Origin of the sequence: Ramlibacter paludis (assembly GCF_022012305.1) — a bacterium.
Taxonomy (GTDB): domain Bacteria; phylum Pseudomonadota; class Gammaproteobacteria; order Burkholderiales; family Burkholderiaceae_C; genus Ramlibacter; species Ramlibacter paludis.
The window spans coordinates 241,300-256,772 of the sequence record NZ_JAKLTM010000001.1; the positions used below are offsets into that span (position 1 = coordinate 241,300).

Annotated in this window: 15 protein-coding genes and 1 riboswitch; of the genes, 5 read left to right on the forward strand and 10 right to left on the reverse strand. The window is 69.6% G+C overall.

All coding sequences use genetic code 11. From position 1 onward, the window contains the following. Positions 1-5: 5 nt before the first annotated feature. Complete coding sequence (gene rplM, locus LZ009_RS01245; protein WP_275696062.1) at positions 6-434, reverse strand: 50S ribosomal protein L13; 429 nt, start codon at positions 432-434, stop codon at positions 6-8. Between the two features lie 210 nt (positions 435-644). On the opposite strand from rplM, the gene LZ009_RS01250 reads away from it, so the two are divergent. Then, complete coding sequence (locus tag LZ009_RS01250) at positions 645-1,550, forward strand: 23S rRNA (adenine(2030)-N(6))-methyltransferase RlmJ (protein ID WP_275696063.1); 906 nt, start codon at positions 645-647, stop codon at positions 1,548-1,550. A 44-nt stretch (positions 1,551-1,594) separates the two neighbouring features. Beyond that, positions 1,595-2,188 carry an ATP-dependent Clp protease proteolytic subunit gene (locus LZ009_RS01255; RefSeq protein WP_275697092.1) on the forward strand — a complete coding sequence of 198 codons (594 nt, stop codon included), beginning with the start codon at positions 1,595-1,597 and terminating at the stop codon, positions 2,186-2,188. Here LZ009_RS01255 and LZ009_RS01260 read toward each other — a convergent pair. From LZ009_RS01260 to ahcY, 4 genes are all read right to left on the reverse strand, one after another. Further along, positions 2,157-2,564: a septal ring lytic transglycosylase RlpA family protein gene (locus LZ009_RS01260; RefSeq protein WP_430300178.1), complete on the reverse strand. Its 408-nt coding sequence runs from the start codon at positions 2,562-2,564 to the stop codon at positions 2,157-2,159. The two genes, LZ009_RS01255 and LZ009_RS01260, sit on opposite strands and share 32 nt — an antisense overlap. Beyond that, positions 2,561-3,385: a methylenetetrahydrofolate reductase [NAD(P)H] gene (metF, locus tag LZ009_RS01265; protein WP_275696064.1), complete on the reverse strand. Its 825-nt coding sequence runs from the start codon at positions 3,383-3,385 to the stop codon at positions 2,561-2,563. The genes LZ009_RS01260 and metF overlap by 4 nt, the downstream gene beginning before the upstream one ends. Continuing rightward, positions 3,382-4,122, reverse strand: a complete 741-nt coding sequence (locus LZ009_RS01270; protein WP_275696065.1) for a TlyA family RNA methyltransferase — start codon at positions 4,120-4,122, stop codon at positions 3,382-3,384. The genes metF and LZ009_RS01270 overlap by 4 nt, the downstream gene beginning before the upstream one ends. A 113-nt stretch (positions 4,123-4,235) precedes the next feature. After that, positions 4,236-5,672, reverse strand: a complete 1,437-nt coding sequence (gene ahcY / locus LZ009_RS01275; protein WP_275696066.1) for an adenosylhomocysteinase — start codon at positions 5,670-5,672, stop codon at positions 4,236-4,238. A 68-nt stretch (positions 5,673-5,740) separates the two neighbouring features. Continuing rightward, positions 5,741-5,812, reverse strand: a riboswitch (S-adenosyl-L-homocysteine riboswitch). Positions 5,813-5,888: 76 nt separating this feature from the next. Here ahcY and LZ009_RS01280 point away from each other — a divergent pair. Both LZ009_RS01280 and LZ009_RS01285 read left to right on the forward strand, forming a co-directional pair. Further along, a complete protein-coding gene (locus LZ009_RS01280; RefSeq protein ID WP_275696067.1) occupies positions 5,889-6,965 on the forward strand; it encodes an ATP-dependent DNA ligase in 1,077 nt (358 codons plus the stop codon). Positions 6,966-6,978: 13 nt separating this feature from the next. Next, a complete protein-coding gene (locus LZ009_RS01285) occupies positions 6,979-8,205 on the forward strand; it encodes an FAD-dependent oxidoreductase (protein WP_275696068.1) in 1,227 nt (408 codons plus the stop codon). Between the two features lie 3 nt (positions 8,206-8,208). Here LZ009_RS01285 and LZ009_RS01290 read toward each other — a convergent pair whose 3' ends face one another. The 5 genes from LZ009_RS01290 to LZ009_RS01310 form a co-directional block, all read right to left on the reverse strand. Continuing rightward, entirely contained in the window at positions 8,209-8,772 is a 564-nt protein-coding gene (locus tag LZ009_RS01290) for a DNA-3-methyladenine glycosylase I (RefSeq protein WP_275696069.1), read from the reverse strand. A gap of 83 nt (positions 8,773-8,855) precedes the next feature. Then, a complete protein-coding gene (locus LZ009_RS01295) occupies positions 8,856-9,530 on the reverse strand; it encodes a hypothetical protein (RefSeq protein ID WP_275696070.1) in 675 nt (224 codons plus the stop codon). Positions 9,531-9,668: 138 nt separating this feature from the next. After that, on the reverse strand, positions 9,669-10,880 hold the full coding sequence (gene ligD / locus LZ009_RS01300) for a non-homologous end-joining DNA ligase (protein ID WP_275696071.1): 1,212 nt from the start codon (positions 10,878-10,880) through the stop codon (positions 9,669-9,671). 213 nt (positions 10,881-11,093) lie between these two features. Next, a complete protein-coding gene (locus LZ009_RS01305; RefSeq protein WP_275696072.1) occupies positions 11,094-12,242 on the reverse strand; it encodes a DUF1501 domain-containing protein in 1,149 nt (382 codons plus the stop codon). 3 nt (positions 12,243-12,245) lie between these two features. Next, on the reverse strand, positions 12,246-13,619 hold the full coding sequence (locus tag LZ009_RS01310; RefSeq protein ID WP_275696073.1) for a DUF1800 domain-containing protein: 1,374 nt from the start codon (positions 13,617-13,619) through the stop codon (positions 12,246-12,248). A gap of 156 nt (positions 13,620-13,775) precedes the next feature. On the opposite strand from LZ009_RS01310, the gene LZ009_RS01315 reads away from it, so the two are divergent. Continuing rightward, the gene (locus LZ009_RS01315; protein WP_275696074.1) at positions 13,776-15,416 is read left to right on the forward strand and encodes a peptide chain release factor 3; all 1,641 of its coding nucleotides are present in this window, start codon (positions 13,776-13,778) and stop codon (positions 15,414-15,416) included. Positions 15,417-15,473 lie beyond the last annotated feature (57 nt).

Below are 15,473 nucleotides of genomic sequence, written 5' to 3' on the forward strand. Positions count from 1 at the left end.
GCTCCTTAGATTTCCAGCGGCTTCGGCTGCTGGGCGGTGTGCGGATGTTCGCCGCCACCGTAAACCTTCAGCTTCTTGATCATGGCGTAGCCCAGGGGACCCTTGGGCAGCATGCCCTTGACGGCCTTCTCGAGCGCGCGGCCGGGATGCTTGGCCTGCATTTCCTTGAAGGTCTGCTGGCGGATGCCGCCCGGATAGCCGGTGTGGCGGTAGTAGACCTTGTCCGTCTCCTTGGCGCCCGTGACACGGAGCTTGGAGGCGTTGATGACGACGATGAAGTCGCCGGTATCGACGTGAGGCGTGTAAATGGCCTTGTGCTTGCCGCGCAGTCGGAGGGCAGCTTCGCTGGCTACCCGTCCGAGCACCTTGTCGGTGGCGTCAATCACAAACCACTCGTGCTTCACGTCAGCGGGCTTGGCGCTGACAGTGGTCATTGAAGACTTTCGAGTAAGTTTGGCGGGCCCTTTTCCACGGTCGGTTTCCCTCTGGCGGGGATCTCTTAGGTGGGGTTTTCAGTTCCGTCGCGGGGCCACTAAGCGCTGCGGAACCCGGCATTATAGCCGTAAGTCGTCATCCCCGCCCCGGCCTACGCCGGGGCAGGCTCCGGCGGGGATCCAGGGCTTGCCGAGGGGTACCATCCGCGGATGTTCAGCTACCGCCACGGCTTCCATGCCGGCAACCACGCCGACGTCCTCAAGCACATGGTGCTGATCGCGGTCCTGAAGCACCTGACGGCCAAGCCGACCGCCGTGACGGTGGTCGACACCCACGCCGGCGCCGGCCTCTACCGCCTGGACTCCGATTTTGCCGGCACCTCCGGCGAGGCCCAGGACGGGATTGTGAAATTGTGGGCCAGCCCGCTGGCGGCCGAGCCGCCGCCGCTGCTGGCCGACTACCTGGAGCTGGTCGCCAGCTTCAATCCGTCGGGCAAGAAGAAGATCTACCCCGGCTCGCCCTTCGTCACCCAGGCCCTGCTGCGGCAGGACCCGCGTGACAAGCTGTGGCTGTTCGAGCTGCACCCCACCGACAGCAAGGCGCTGGCCGACCACGTGGCCCAGATCGAGGACCACCGCATGGTGGCGGTCAAGCGGGAAGACGGCTTCGAGGGCCTGCGCGCGCTGATCCCGCCGCCCTCGCGCCGCGGCCTGGTGCTGATCGACCCCAGCTACGAGATCAAGAACGACTACGGGCGCGTGGCCGCCTGCATCCAGGAGTCGCTCAAGAAGTTCGCAACCGGCACCTACATGGTCTGGTACCCGGTGATCCCGCGGCCGGAAGCGCACGAGTTGCCGCGCCGGCTGAAGACGCTGGCCAACCAGGCCGGCAAGCCCTGGCTGCACGCCACGCTCAACATCGGGCAGGCGCCCGAGCGGGCCAAGACCCATACGCCCGGCGAGCAGCCGATGCGGCAAGGCCTGACCGCCAGCGGCGTGTTCCTCATCAACCCGCCGCACACGCTCAAGGCGCCGCTGCAGGAGGTGCTGCCGCAGCTGGTGGAAGTGCTGGGGCGCGGTCGCGGCCAGGGACAGGTCGTGGAGTCCGGCGGCTGAAGCGGGGTTTGGTGCATCATGCGGCCATGACACGAGGCCCCACCATGGAACATCCCGATCCCGATACCCCCGCGGCAACCGGAGAGCCGCGCAATGCCTTCCTCGAGGAAAAGGCGTTCAAGTCGCGCACCGTGATGCTGTTCGGCGCCGTCAGCGACCAGTCGGCCAGCGACATCGCGCGCCGCCTGATCGCGCTCGACGCCGAATCGCACGCGCCGATCGACATGATCCTGAGCTCGCCCGGCGGCCACCTGGAGTCCGGCGACGCCATCCACGACATGATCCGCTTCATCCAGGCGCCGGTGAACATGATCGGCACCGGCTGGGTCGGCAGCGCGGCGACGCACCTCTACCTGTCGGTGCCCAAGGAGCGGCGCTTCTGCACGCCCAACACCCGCTTCCTGATCCACCAGCCCTCCGGCGGCGCGGGCGGACCGGCCAGCGACATCGCGATCCACGCGCAGGAAATCATCAAGGCGCGCGAGCGCATCGCCCGCACCATCGCGCGCGAGACCGGCCGCCCGCTGGATGGCGTGCTGGAAGACATCGAGCGCGACCGCTGGCTGTCGGCCGAGGAAGCGATCGACTACGGCCTGGTCGGCCGCATCATCGAGCGGAAGACGGATCTGAAGAAGTAGCGTCCAGCACGGTCAGGCTGACCTGCGCCGTCCCGCGGCCGCGGCCCAGGCCGATGGCCCGGGCGGCGGCGTGGCTCAGGTCGATGATGCGCTGGCGCAGGTGCGGCCCGCGGTCGGTGATGCGCACTTCGACCGTGCGGCCGGTCGCCAGGTTGCGCACCAGCACCCGCGTCCCGAACGGCAGGCTGGGATGGGCGGCGGTGAGGGCATGCATGTCGAAGCGCGCACCGCTCGCCGTGCGCTTGCCGTGGAAGCGCGCGCCGTACCAGGAAGCCAGCCCGCGCTCGCCGATGACGGGCTCGGGTGCCTCGTCGGCAAGCCCCGCCAGCGGCCACGCCGCCGCCAGTGCCAGCAGGAGAGCGGGAAGCCGCCTCATCCCAGGCGCTGGCACAAGGCCAGCGTCGGCCCCGCCTGGTTCATCGTGTAGAAGTGCAGCCCCGGCGCGCCGCCGCGCTGCAGTTGCTCGCACAGCGCGCTCACCACGTCGAGGCCGAAGGCCTTGATCGACGCCGTGTCGTCGCCGAAGCTTTGCAGCCGCAGCCGGATCCAGCGCGGCACTTCGGCGCCGCAGGCGTCGGAGAAGCGCAGCAGCTGGCTGGAGTTGGTGATCGGCATGATGCCCGGCACCACCGGCAGCGCGATGCCCAGCTTGTGCGCCTCGTCGACGAAGCGGAAATAGGAGTCGGCGTTGTAGAAGTACTGCGTGATGGCCGAGTCCGCCCCGGCTTTCGCCTTGGCCGCGAAGGCCTGCAGGTCGGACTGCGGCGACTTCGCCTGCGGGTGCACCTCGGGATAGCAGGCCACCTCGATGCGGAAGGTCCGGCCCGTCTCCGCGCGGATGAACTCCACCAGCTCGCTGGCGTACTGGAACTCGCCGCCCATGCCGTAGCCGCTGGGCATGTCGCCGCGCAGGGCCACGATGCGCTTCACGTTCATGGCCTTCAGCTGCGCGAGCTGGTCGCGCACCTTGGCGCGCGTCGCGCCTATGCAGCTGAAATGCGAAGCCGCTTCCACGCCTTCGGCCAGGATCTCGCTGACCGCGCCGAAGGTGCCGCTCTGCGTGGAGCCGCCGGCGCCGAAAGTGACCGAGCAGAACTCGGGGCGCAGCGCGTACAGCTGCTTGCGCGCGGCGCGCAGCTTGTCGCTGCCTTCCGCCGTTTTCGGCGGGAAGAATTCAAGACTCAAGGGAAGCATCAATCGCTCCTCTGGGCATGCAAAAAGAACTCCCGGTTGCCATCACCGCCGGCAATGGGACTGTCGTACCACCCGCGCACCGGCAAGCCGAGCGATTCACAGGCAGCGCGCAAGCGCTGCTCCACCTGCGCGTACAGCGACGCATCGCGCACCACGCCGCCCTTGCCGACTTGCCCCGGCTGCAGTTCGAACTGCGGCTTGGCCAGCACCAGCAGGTGGCCGCCCGATTTGAGCAGCGGCGCCAGCGCGGGCAGCACCAGCGTCAGCGAGATGAAGGACAGGTCGCCGGTCACCAGGTCGAACTCCGCCCCGACCTGCTCCGCGCTCAGCTCCCGCGCATTCAGCTTCTCGATGGCCACCACCCGCGCATCGCCCCGCAGCTTCCCGTGCAGCTGGCCGTGGCCGACGTCGACGCCGGTCACCCGGGCCGCGCCATGCTGCAGCAGGCAGTCGGTGAAGCCGCCGGTCGACTGGCCGACGTCCAGGCATTTCCAGCCCTGGACGTCGAGTTGCGCAGTCCGCAGCGCGCCTTCCAGCTTCAGGCCGCCGCGCGAGACGTAGCGCGCCTCGGCGGTGTCCAGCAGCTGCAGTTCCGCGCTGCCGGGCAGCTCGTCGCCGTTCTTGGCCACGGGCTTCCAGGCGCTGCCGTCGAACCACTGCACGCCGGCCGCGATCAGCCGCTGCGCCTGCGAGCGCGTGGCGGCCAGGCCGCGTTCGACGAGCAATTGGTCGGCACGCATGGGGGGATCGTGAAGAAGGATGTCATTGCGGGCCTGGCCCGCAATCCAGCTCCCGTGCCTGTTCGGCCGCAGGGCTGGATCCCGGGTCAAGCCCGGGATGACATGAACTTCCATCAATAACGGTAGGTATCGGGCTTGTACGGCCCGTTCTTGTCCACGCCGATGTACGCGGCCTGCGCGTCCGTCAGCACGGTCAGCTGCGCGCCCAGCTTGGACAGCTGCAGGCGCGCGACCTTCTCGTCCAGGTGCTTGGGCAGCACGTAGACCTGGCCCACTTCGTAGTCGTTCGGCTTGGTGAACAGCTCGATCTGGGCGATGGTCTGGTTCGCGAACGAAGAGGACATCACGTAGCTGGGGTGGCCCGTGCCGCAGCCCAGGTTCACCAGCCGGCCCTTGGCCAGCAGGATGATGCGCTTGCCGTCCGGGAAGATCACGTGGTCGACCTGCGGCTTGATCTCGTCCCACTCGTACTTCTCGAGCGAGGCGACGTCGATCTCGTTGTCGAAGTGGCCGATGTTGCAGACGATGGCCTGGTCCTTCATGGCCTTCATGTGCTCGTGGCGGATCACGTCCTTGTTGCCCGTGGTCGTGACGAAGATGTCGGCCTTGTCGGCGGCGTACTCCATGGTCACCACGCGGTAGCCTTCCATCGCGGCCTGCAGGGCGTTGATGGGGTCGATCTCGGTGACCCACACCTGCGCCGACAGCGCGCGCAGGGCCTGGGCCGAACCCTTGCCCACGTCGCCGTAGCCGGCCACGACCGCGACCTTGCCGGCGATCATGACGTCGGTGGCGCGCTTGATGCCGTCCACCAGCGACTCGCGGCAGCCGTACAGGTTGTCGAACTTGCTCTTGGTGACGGAGTCGTTGACGTTGATGGCGCGGAACTTGAGCAGGCCCTTCTTCGACATCTCCTGCAGGCGGTGCACGCCGGTGGTGGTCTCTTCGGTCACGCCGACGATCTGCGCGGCCTTGCGGCTGTACCAGGTCGAATCTTCGGCCAGCTTCCTGCGGATGGAGGCGAACAGGATGCGCTCTTCCTCGCTGCTGCCGTTGCCGGCGACGAGCGACGCGTCCTTCTCGGCGCGCTGGCCCAGGTGCATCAGCAGGGTGGCATCGCCGCCGTCGTCCAGGATCATGTTGGGGCCTTCGCCTTCCGTGCCCTTGGCGCCGAAGTCGAAGATGCGATGGGTGTAGTCCCAGTAGTCTTCCAGCGACTCGCCCTTGACGGCGAACACCGGTGTGCCGCCCGCGGCGATGGCGGCAGCGGCGTGGTCCTGCGTGGAGAAGATGTTGCACGAGGCCCAGCGCACGGTGGCGCCCAGGGCCTGCAGCGTCTCGATCAGCACCGCGGTCTGGATCGTCATGTGCAGCGAGCCGGTGATGCGCGCGCCCTTGAGCGGCTGGCTCTTGGCGTACTCCGAGCGGATGGCCATCAGGCCGGGCATCTCGGTCTCGGCGATGCGGATTTCCTTGCGGCCCCAGTCGGCGAGCGACAGGTCGGCGATGGCGCAGTCCTGGGTGGGGACGGGCTTGAGAACGGCGTTCATTGATGGCTCCAAATCAGATTTGAGTCAGCCACTCGGTCCAGTCGGGGGGATTCCTCACCGCACGGAAGAGTGGGTGAGCGTCGTTGCATGTAGATTCCGAGCCTCGCGTCCGTGATGGACGCTGCAACGCTCCTCGGTTGCGCCGATTTTACCGGCAAAGCGACCCGGGGCGCCAATCACCCCACGGCAGCGTCCGGAACCGTTAAAAAGGCCAACATGCCGTCCTCCGCCCTCCCCACCGCCCCCATCGCACCGATGCTGGCGAAGATCGCCGATGCCTTGCCCACCGGCGAAGGCTACCTGTTCGAGCCCAAATGGGATGGTTTCCGCGCCCTGGTATTCCGCGGCGCCGACCAGGTCTACCTGCAAAGCCGTGACTTGCGGCCGCTGAACCGCTACTTCCCAGAGCTGGAGAAGGCGTTGCAGGAAGCGCTGCCCAAGGGCTGCGTGCTCGATGGCGAGATCGTCGTGGCCGGCAAGCGCGGCCTGGACTTCGACGCCCTGCAACAGCGCATCCATCCGGCGCCCTCGCGCATTGCGCGCCTTGCGAAGGAGACGCCGGCCGGCTTCGTGGCCTTCGACCTGCTGGGCGCCGGCGGCAAGTCGACGATGGAGCTGCCGCAGGCTGAACGCCGCCTGCGGCTGGAGCGCCTGCTGGCCAAGGCCAAGCCGCCGCTGTACCTCACGCCGATGACGCGCGACCGCGCGCAGGCCGAAGAGTGGCTGCAGAAGTTCGAAGGCGCGGGCCTCGACGGCGTGATCGCCAAGCTCGAATCGGCGACCTACCAGCCGGCCAAGCGCGCGATGCTGAAGATCAAGCACGTGCGCAGCGCCGATTGCGTGGTGGCGGGCTTCCGCTGGTACAAGGAGCGCGACGACGCGGTCGGTTCGCTGCTGCTGGGCCTCTACGACAACGAAGGCGTGCTGCACCACGTCGGCGTGACTTCGTCCTTCACCATGGCCATGCGCGAGGAGCTGGCCAGGGAACTCGAGCCGCTGCGCACCGGCGTCGACAAGCACCCCTGGCGCGACTGGGCCGGCGCCGAGGCAGGCGAAGGCGGCCAGCGCATGCCCGGCGCGCAGAGCCGCTGGAGCGGCGGCAAGGACCTGGGCTGGGAGCCGCTGCGGCCCGAGCGCGTGGTGGAAGTCAAGTACGACCACCTGCAAGGCGACCGCTTCCGCCACGCCGCGGTCTTTCTGCGCTGGCGGGCCGACAAGCCGGCCGAAGACTGCAAGTACGACCAGCTGGAGGTGACGACGCCGTTTGCGCTCTCCAAGGTGTTCGGCGCATGATGGCCTCCGCGCCATGACCGACAGGACCACCTCGACGCAGTGCTGCATTGCCGGCGGCGGACCGGCCGGGATCATGCTGGGCTTCCTGCTGGCGCGTGCCGGCGTCGACGTGGTCGTGCTCGAGAAGCACGCGGACTTCCTGCGCGACTTCCGCGGGGACACCATCCACCCTTCCACGCTGACGGTGCTGGACGATCTCGGCCTGCTGGACGAATTCCTCGCGCTGCCGCACGACGAAGTGCTGGAACTGACGGCGGACGTCTACGGCGAGATCTTCACGATGGCGGACTTCCGCCACGTGCCGGCGGCGCGCCACATGCTGGTGCTGGTGCCGCAGTGGGACTTCCTGGACTTCATGGCGCGCAAGGCGCGGGAGCTGCCGCACTTCCACCTGCGCATGGGCAGCCGGGCCGAGGCCGTGGTAACCACCGGCGAGCGCGTCACCGGGCTGGAGGGCAGCGACGGCGAGGGCCGCTGGCGGATCGATGCCGACCTCGTGGTCGCCGCCGATGGCCGACACACCACGGTGCGCGAAAGCGCGGGCCTGCAGGCCACCGATGTCGGCGCGCCCATCGACGTGCTCTGGTTCCGCCTGCCGCGCGATGCGGCACGGCATCCGGCGCGCACCGGCGGCATCATCCGCACGGGTGCGATGCTGGTGATGCTGGATCGCGGGACCTACTGGCAGTGCGCCTTCGTCATCCCCAAGGGGTCGCTCGATGCGCTGCGCGCCGAAGGCCTGGAGCGCTTCCGCGCGCGCATCGCGGCGATCGCGCCTTACCTGGAACCGGAACTGCAGCCGCTGGCCGGCTGGGACGACATCAAGCTGCTGAGCGTGCAGATCACCGACCTGCCGCGCTGGTACCGCGACGGCCTGCTGTGCATCGGGGACGCCGCGCACGCGATGTCGCCGGTGGGGGGAGTCGGCATCAACCTGGCGATCCAGGATGCCGTGGCGGCGGCCAACCTGCTGGCCGCGCCGCTGCGCGAGGGCAGGCTCACCAGCGCGGACCTGCACAAGGTGCAGCAGCGCAGGCACTGGCCGGCGCGCGTGACGCAGCGCGCCCAGGTCGCGATCCAGGAAACGGTGCTCTCGCCCTTGCTGGCCAACACGAGCGGGCCGGGCCACCCGCCCGCCGTGCTGCGCCTGCTGCAGCGCTTTCCGCGGCTGCGGCGGCTGCCGGCGCGGCTGGTCGGCATCGGCGTGCGGCCGGAACGCGTGGAAAGCGTCCAGCGCTGAGCTTCAACGGGCAGCGCCGCGGCGGAAGCAGCCGACGGCGTGGTCGTCGACGATGCCCACGGCCTGCATCCACGCATAGACGATCACCGGCCCCACGAACTTGAAGCCGCGCTGCTTCAGCGCCTTGGAGATCTCTTCCGACTTCTCCGTGCTCACTGGCAGGCTGCGGCCGTCGCCGCGGATCACCTGGCCGCCGGTGAAGGACCAGCAGAAGTCGGCGAAGTCCTCGCCCTGTTTCTCCATGGCGCAGTAGATCTTCGCGCCGGCAATGGTGGCCTCGATCTTCGCGCGCGAGCGGATGATGCCGGGGTTCTCCAGCAGCTTCGCGACCTTCTTCTCGTCGAAGCGCGCAACCTTGCGCGGATCGAAGCCGGCAAAGGCCTCGCGGAAGGCTTCGCGCTTGTGCAGGATGGTCCGCCAGGAGAGGCCCGCCTGGAAGCCCTCCAGCATCAGCATCTCCCACAGCATGCGCGCATCGCGCTGAGGCACGCCCCATTCCTCGTCGTGGTAGCGGGCCATGAGCGCGTCGTCGCCGTTGGCCCAGGAGCAGCGGTTCAAGGTGGTCATCGGCCGATCGTACGGTCTGCGCCGGCCGGTCCGGCCACCACGAAAAAAAGGGGCCGAAGCCCCTTTCCTGGAAGACCGGCGGGTCAGTCCTTGTGCTTGTCGTGGCCCTTGGCCTTGCCCTGGCCGTGCTTGCCCGGACCGTCGGCATTGATGGCGCTGCTCACCGAGCCGGCGCTCACCGCGCCAGCCCCGTTGGCACCGGCACCCGCAGCTGCAACGCCGCCGAGGGTGGTGGAGGTGCTGCTCGTGCCGCTGGTGCCCGCCTGGGTGTTGCTCGTCGTCGCCGTGTTCTGCGTCGCGCTCGTGGCCTGGTTGGTCACGGCGCTCGGGCTGATGGTGACGTTGCTGTGCGGCATCGCCCGGAAGGTGGCGTCCGTGTTCACCGTGGTGCTCGCCTTCGGCGCGACCGACTGGCTGGCGGTGGTGCTCGTGGTGCTGCCCGCGCGATTCGTGGTCTTGCCGCTCTTGCCCGATCCCGTGGTGCTGCCGGTTGCCGCCTGCGTGCTGCTGGTGGTGGCGGTGTTCTGGGAGGCCGACGTGGTCTGGTTGGTCGTGGCGCTCGGGGCGATGGTGACGTTGCTGTGCGGCATCGCCCGGAAGGTCGCGTCGGTGTTGACCGTGGTGCTCGCGCTCGGGGCGACCGACTGGGTGGCCTGCGTGCCGGTGGTGCTCGTCGCCGTGTTGGCGGTTTGGGCGAGGACCGAGCCGCTGGCGGCGGCGGCGACGACGGCGGCGATGAGGGTGAGTTTGTTGATCATCTGGTTTGTTTCTCCGTGGACAGATGCGCCATGTTGAGCAGGGGTGCGCCGCGCAAGGTGTCATCCACAGGGGACGGGCTCGGACGGCCAGCTCCTACACGTGGGCGGGCTCAGCGATTGCGCCGGGCTAGGTCAGCATCAGGTGGAAGCGGGCTTGTCCGCCTTGGGCCGCAAGCGCGCCGGCACGTGCTCCAGGTTGATCCGCACGCGGTACGACACCGATGAACTTCCGCGCATCTTGTCCACCAGCACGTCGGCCGGCTGCAGATGAGCCGCGGCCTTCGGGTGCTTGGCCTTCCAGTCCTCCGCGGCCGCGATCGCTTCGGCTTCGCGCTGCGCGCGCGCAACTTCGACCAGCGGCTTCTTCGAGGGCGGCGCCCGCCTCGGCTCGCCGGCGCCCTTGCGGTAGTGCGGCGGCCAGGGCGCGTCGCCTTCGCCGTGCGACTCGGCCAGCGCCAGCAGCGGCTCCAGCGATTGCGGCTGCTCGTCGATTGCCGCATGCGGATCGCCGACCTGCAGGAACCGCCTGGGCACGGTCCACAGCGTGAAGTCGGCCGGATTGCACGCATCGAGTTCGTCCCAGCGCACCGGGGCCGACACGCGCGCATCGGGCTTGGCCCGCACCGAGTAGGCGGAGGCCACCGTGCGGTCCTTGGCGTTCTGGTTGTAGTCGACGAACACGCCGTGGCGCTCTTCCTTCCACCACTTGCTGGTGGCGAGCTGGGGCGCCCGGCGTTCGATCTCGCGCGCCAGCGCCAGTGCGGCGCGCCGCACTTCGTCGAAGGTCCAGCGCGGCTGGATGCGCACCAGCACGTGGATGCCGCGCGAACCCGAGGTCTTGGGCCAGCCCACCAGGCCCAGGTCGGCCAGCACCGAGTGCGCGACCTTGGCCACCTCGACGATCTGCGGCCATTCGATGCCGGGCACGGGATCGAGGTCGACCCGCAGTTCGTCGGGATGGTCCAGGTCTTCGGCGCGCACCGGGTGCGGGTGCAGTTCCAGGCAGGCCAGGTTGGCCATCCAGGCGAGGTCGCTCGCGTGGCGTGGCACGACTTCCTCGGCGCTGCGGCCCGAGGGGAAGCGGATCTGGGCCACCTCGAGCCAGTCGGGCCGTTTCTCGGGAGCACGCTTCTGGAAGAAGAAATCCTCGGCGATGCCATTCGGGTAGCGCACCAGCACGCAAGGCCGGCCACCCGCGCCGCGCAGCGCGCCTTCGGCCACCGCGAGGTAGTAGTCGACGAGGTCGCGCTTGCGCACGCGCGCTTCGGGGATCAGCAGCTTGTCGGGGCTGGTGATGATGACCTCGCGGTCGCCGACCGTGAGGTGGAGTTCTTCCTTGGCGGCGGGCATGAGGGCAAGCTAGCGCGGGTGGGGCATGCGTGGTGTCGGACGCAGCCGCGGTTCGGCTGCGCGCCCGCCACGGCCTACGGGCCGCACCGGCGAGCCGGGGTTTCCACCCCGGCCTACGAAATCGGATAGCCGTAGGCCGGGGTGGAAACCCCGGCTCCCCCATCCCCGCCATCCACCCGTAGGCCGTGGTGAGCGGCGCAGCCCGAACCGCGGCTAGCTCCGCAACAACCGCGGCAACGCCTTGCCCGTCGGCACGCCCGGGAACAACGCCCGCGCCACCCGCTCCGGCTCGATTCCGAAACACTCGCCTGCCGCTGCGCTCACCAAGGCATCGAGCCCGGTCGTCGGCTGCAGGTCCCGCCCCTCGTACAAGGACGCCAGCCCCGGCCAGTCGCCCAGCACGCGCCCGCCTTGCACCGCGCCGCCCAGCAGCATCGCCGCCGAGGCCGTGCCGTGGTCCGTGCCGTTCGTGCCATTGGCGGCCGCGGTGCGGCCGAACTCCGTCGCCACCAGCACCACCGTGTCGACCCAGGCCGGTCCCATGCCGGTGCGCAAGGCGGCCAGCATCGCATCGAGGTTCTTCAGCTGGTTCGCGAGTCGCGGACCTTGCGCACTGTGCGTGTCCCAGCCCCCGGTCTCCAGCATCGCGATGCGCGGACCGGCAGGCTGCGACAGGAAGCGCGCGGCCAGCTGCCCCAGCTCGGCCGGGTTCTGCCGCAGCGGCGCGCCCGCCATGCCGCGCGCTTCCATCGCGGCCGTCCACAGCGCGTGCAGCTGCGCATCCTGCGCGTACAGCTGCTCCACGCGCTGCAACAGGTCCTCGGGCGCCTGCCGCAGGGCCGAAGGCGCATACGAGGTGACCTTGGCCGGGCCGCGCATGGCCAGCGGCAGGGTCGGCGTGATCGCGACCGCCTCCGCGCCTTCCTTGGGCAGCAGCGCCACCAGGCGGTTCAGCCAGCCGTCCTTCAATTGATAAGGCGCGCTGCCGCCGGTCTCCAGCACGTTCTGGCCGTCGAAGTGCGAGCGATCCCGGTAAGGCGAGGCCACCGCATGCACGAACAGCGCTTCCTGCGCCGAATGCAGCTTCGCGGTCTCGGCCAGCGCGGGATGCAAGCCGAAGAGGCCGTCCATGCGCGTGAGCGACGCCGCATCCAGCGCGATCGCGCCGCGCAGCCGCGCATAGGCCGGATCGGCATAAGGCACGACGGTGTCGAGGCCGTCGGCCGCGCCCCGCTGGATCACGAAGACGAAACGCCGCTGCGTCGCGGCGCCGGCCAGCACCAGCCGCGGCGCCGCCAGCCACGCGGTGCCGGCAGCAGCGAGCTGGAGGAAACCGCGGCGCGAAGGGGAACGGGCTGTCATGGCTTACCTCCTCATGAATTCGGGCGACACCATCAGCAGCGCCAGCGCCGTGGCCGGACTGTCGGCACGCGCCAGCGCCGTGGCCGTAGCCGCACCCACGCCGCCGGGCAGCAACTGCGGCGCCAGCGCCCGCGCATCGAGCGTGGCCGGCGCCAGCGACGCCAGCCGCTGCGCCAGCTCCACCCGCCGCAGCAGCAGGTCGGGCGCCATCCAGCTGGCCGCAAGGTCGTCGTAGCCCGCAGGCGAGCCGGGCCGCCACACCGGCTGGCCCAGCTGGGCCAACATCGGGGCCAGCATCGTGCTGCGCGGCTCGCGCACACCCAGCCCGCGCAGGGCCGACAAGGTCCAGTCCCAGGGCGTCTTGAACTTGGGCTGGGCCTGCGCCCAGGCCTCCGGCGATTCCACCAGCGCGCGATACACGGTCGGCAGGTCGCCGCCGCTTTGCAGGAAGGCTTCGGCCAGGCGCTGCTGCAGCACGGGCGGCGGCTGGTCGCCGGCAAAGTGCCGCGCCAGCTTGGCCGCGATGTGCTGCGCGGTCGCCGGATGGCGCGCGAGGTCCGACAGGATCGCCGCCGCCTGCGCCTCGCCGCGCTGGTCGTAGGCCTGCCCCAGCACCCGCCGCGGCCCGGGTTCGTGCAGCGCCGGGAAATAGGCAAAAGCGCCGGGCGCCGCGTTGGCCGGCAGTCCGGGCAAGCCGCCCACGCTCCAGCCGGTGAGGGCGCGCGCGAACTCGGTCACGTCGTCCTGGCCGTAGCCGCTGCGCACGCCCAGCGTGTGCAGCTCGAGGATCTCGCGCGCCAGGTTCTCGTTGAGGCCGCGCCTGCGTTCCGGCGGCGCCCGCCGGCCGGCCGCGCTCTCCGGCCCGACCGACCGCGCCTGGTCCAGGTACAGCAGCATGGCCGGATGGCGCTCGGCGGCCAGCAGCAGGTCCTCGAAGCGGCCGAACACGTGCGGCCGGATCGCCTCCGCCTCGAAGCTGCCGGCTAGCAGGCCCAGCGGCGCCTTCTCGACCGACACCGCGAAGTGGTTGGCCCAGAAGTGCACCAGCCGTTCGGCGAACGGGGCCTGGGTCTCGACGGCGCTGGCGGTGCGGGCCAGCACCGCGCTGCGGTAGCGCTCCTGCCCCAGCTGGGCCAGCTTCTGCCGCGCGGCCAGTTCATCCGGCCCGCGCAGGCCGCGCTGGTACTCGCCGTAGTAGGTGACCAGTTCGCCGCTGCCCGGCTCGCCGGACCAGGCCGGCGCCTTCGCGTCGTAGCGTTCGAACTGCGCCAGCAGGAATGCCCGCGGATCGGGCGGAAGGGTTTCGCCGGGACGCGCGCCGAGCCCGAAGCGGTTCAGGGCAGCGGCGGCCAGCCGTGGGTCGGCAGCAGGGCTCATGGGACCTCCGATGCCGGAATTAACGCCGAAGGCCGGTGATTCGTCACGCGCCAGCTTGTAAAGACCGCGCAAAGCACACGCGGCTGCCGGCTTGGCACAATACGGGGGTCCAGCCGCGGCGTCCGCCCGTGCGCCCGCCCCCTCCGGAGTCTCCCTTTGTCCGCCTCGCCCCTGGGCGCCGAAACCCGGCGCCGCCGCACCTTTGCCATCATTTCCCACCCCGACGCCGGCAAGACGACGTTGACGGAAAAGCTGCTGCTGTTCTCCGGCGCGATCCAGATCGCCGGCGCGGTCAAGGGCCGCAAGGCCTCGCGCCACGCCACCTCGGATTGGATGGAAATCGAGAAGCAGCGCGGCATCTCGGTGGCTTCGTCGGTGATGCAGATGCTGTACCGCGACCACGTGGTCAACCTGCTCGACACGCCCGGCCACAAGGACTTCTCCGAAGACACCTACCGCGTGCTGACCGCGGTGGACGCGGCGCTGATGGTGATCGACGCAGCCAACGGCGTGGAAGCGCAGACGCGGCGGCTGATCGAGGTCTGCCGCCAACGCGACACGCCCATCATCACCTTCGTCAACAAGATGGACCGCGAAGTGCGCGAGCCGCTCGACATCCTCGACGAGGTGGAGCGCGAGCTGGGCATGCCCTGCGTGCCCATGACCTGGCCGGTCGGCAAGGGCAAGGGCTTCGGCGGCATCATGAACCTGCGCACGCAGGCCATGACGGTGTTCGAGTCGGGCAGCGAGCGCCGGCCGCAGGACTTCGACACGATTCCGCTGGAAGACGCCGCCACGCTGCAGGCGCGCTTCGGCGACGAGTACACGCAGGCCGCCGAGAGCATGGAGCTCGCCGTCGGCGCCTCGCCCGAGTGGGACCACGCGGCCTTCCTGGCAGCCAAGCAGACCCCGGTGTTCTTCGGCTCCGCCGTCAACAACTTCGGCGTGATGGAGGTGCTGGACGCGCTGGTCGACCTGGCGCCTTCGCCGCAGCCGCGCGTGGGCCATGCCATGGTCAACCGCCAGAGCGTGGAGCGCGTGGTCGAGCCCGACGACGAGGCCTTCTCCGGCGTGGTGTTCAAGGTACAGGCCAACATGGACCCATCGCACCGCGACCGCATCGCCTTCGTGCGCATGGCCTCGGGCAAGTTCACGCCCGGCATGAAGCTCAAGGTGCAGCGCACGTCCAAGGAACTGCGGCCCACCTCGGTGGTGACCTTCATGTCGCAGCGGCGCGAGGCCGTCGACGAGGCCTATGCCGGCGACATCATCGGCTTCACCACGCACGGCGGCGTGCAGCTGGGCGACACCATCACCGACGGCACGGTCAACCTGCAGTACACCGGCCTGCCCTTCTTCGCGCCCGAACTGTTCATGGTGGTCGTGCTGAAGAACCCATTGCGCACCAAGCAGCTGCAGCAGGGCCTGGCCCAGCTCGGCGAGGAAGGTGCGATCCAGGTCTTCCGGCCCGAGGTCGGCGGCCCGATGCTGCTGGGCGCGGTCGGCCAGCTGCAGTTCGAAGTGGTGCAACACCGGCTGAAGGGCGAGTACGACTGCGACGTGCGGCTGGAAGGCTGCCCTTACACCGGCGCGCGCTGGATCACGGCCGACACGCCGGCGGAGCTCAAGGCCTTCACCGACGCCTATCCGCAGCGCATGGCGCTGGACGCGGCCAACGCCCTGGCCTTCCTTTGCACGTCGCCCTACGACGTGCGGCTGGCGCAGGAACGCTTCCCCAAGATCCACTTCCACCTGTTGCGCGAACACGCCGGCCTGGCTTTGCAAAGCGCCGGCTAGCAGGCCCTGCCACCGGCGGGCGCGGCGCGGCAATAATGGGCCCTCGCGTTTGCCAGG

Excerpts from the sequence above, each read along its gene's own strand:
- rplM (WP_275696062.1), bottom strand. The coding sequence starts at position 434 with ATGACCACTGTCAGCGCCAAGCCCGCTGACGTGAAGCACGAGTGGTTT.
- LZ009_RS01250 (WP_275696063.1), top strand. The coding sequence starts at position 645 with ATGTTCAGCTACCGCCACGGCTTCCATGCCGGCAACCACGCCGACGTC.
- LZ009_RS01255 (WP_275697092.1), top strand. The coding sequence starts at position 1,595 with ATGGAACATCCCGATCCCGATACCCCCGCGGCAACCGGAGAGCCGCGC.
- LZ009_RS01260 (WP_430300178.1), bottom strand. The coding sequence starts at position 2,564 with ATGAGGCGGCTTCCCGCTCTCCTGCTGGCACTGGCGGCGGCGTGGCCG.
- LZ009_RS01270 (WP_275696065.1), bottom strand. The coding sequence starts at position 4,122 with ATGCGTGCCGACCAATTGCTCGTCGAACGCGGCCTGGCCGCCACGCGC.
- ahcY (WP_275696066.1), bottom strand. The coding sequence starts at position 5,672 with ATGAACGCCGTTCTCAAGCCCGTCCCCACCCAGGACTGCGCCATCGCC.
- LZ009_RS01280 (WP_275696067.1), top strand. The coding sequence starts at position 5,889 with ATGCCGTCCTCCGCCCTCCCCACCGCCCCCATCGCACCGATGCTGGCG.
- LZ009_RS01285 (WP_275696068.1), top strand. The coding sequence starts at position 6,979 with ATGACCGACAGGACCACCTCGACGCAGTGCTGCATTGCCGGCGGCGGA.
- LZ009_RS01290 (WP_275696069.1), bottom strand. The coding sequence starts at position 8,772 with ATGACCACCTTGAACCGCTGCTCCTGGGCCAACGGCGACGACGCGCTC.
- LZ009_RS01295 (WP_275696070.1), bottom strand. The coding sequence starts at position 9,530 with ATGATCAACAAACTCACCCTCATCGCCGCCGTCGTCGCCGCCGCCGCC.
- ligD (WP_275696071.1), bottom strand. The coding sequence starts at position 10,880 with ATGCCCGCCGCCAAGGAAGAACTCCACCTCACGGTCGGCGACCGCGAG.
- LZ009_RS01305 (WP_275696072.1), bottom strand. The coding sequence starts at position 12,242 with ATGACAGCCCGTTCCCCTTCGCGCCGCGGTTTCCTCCAGCTCGCTGCT.
- LZ009_RS01310 (WP_275696073.1), bottom strand. The coding sequence starts at position 13,619 with ATGAGCCCTGCTGCCGACCCACGGCTGGCCGCCGCTGCCCTGAACCGC.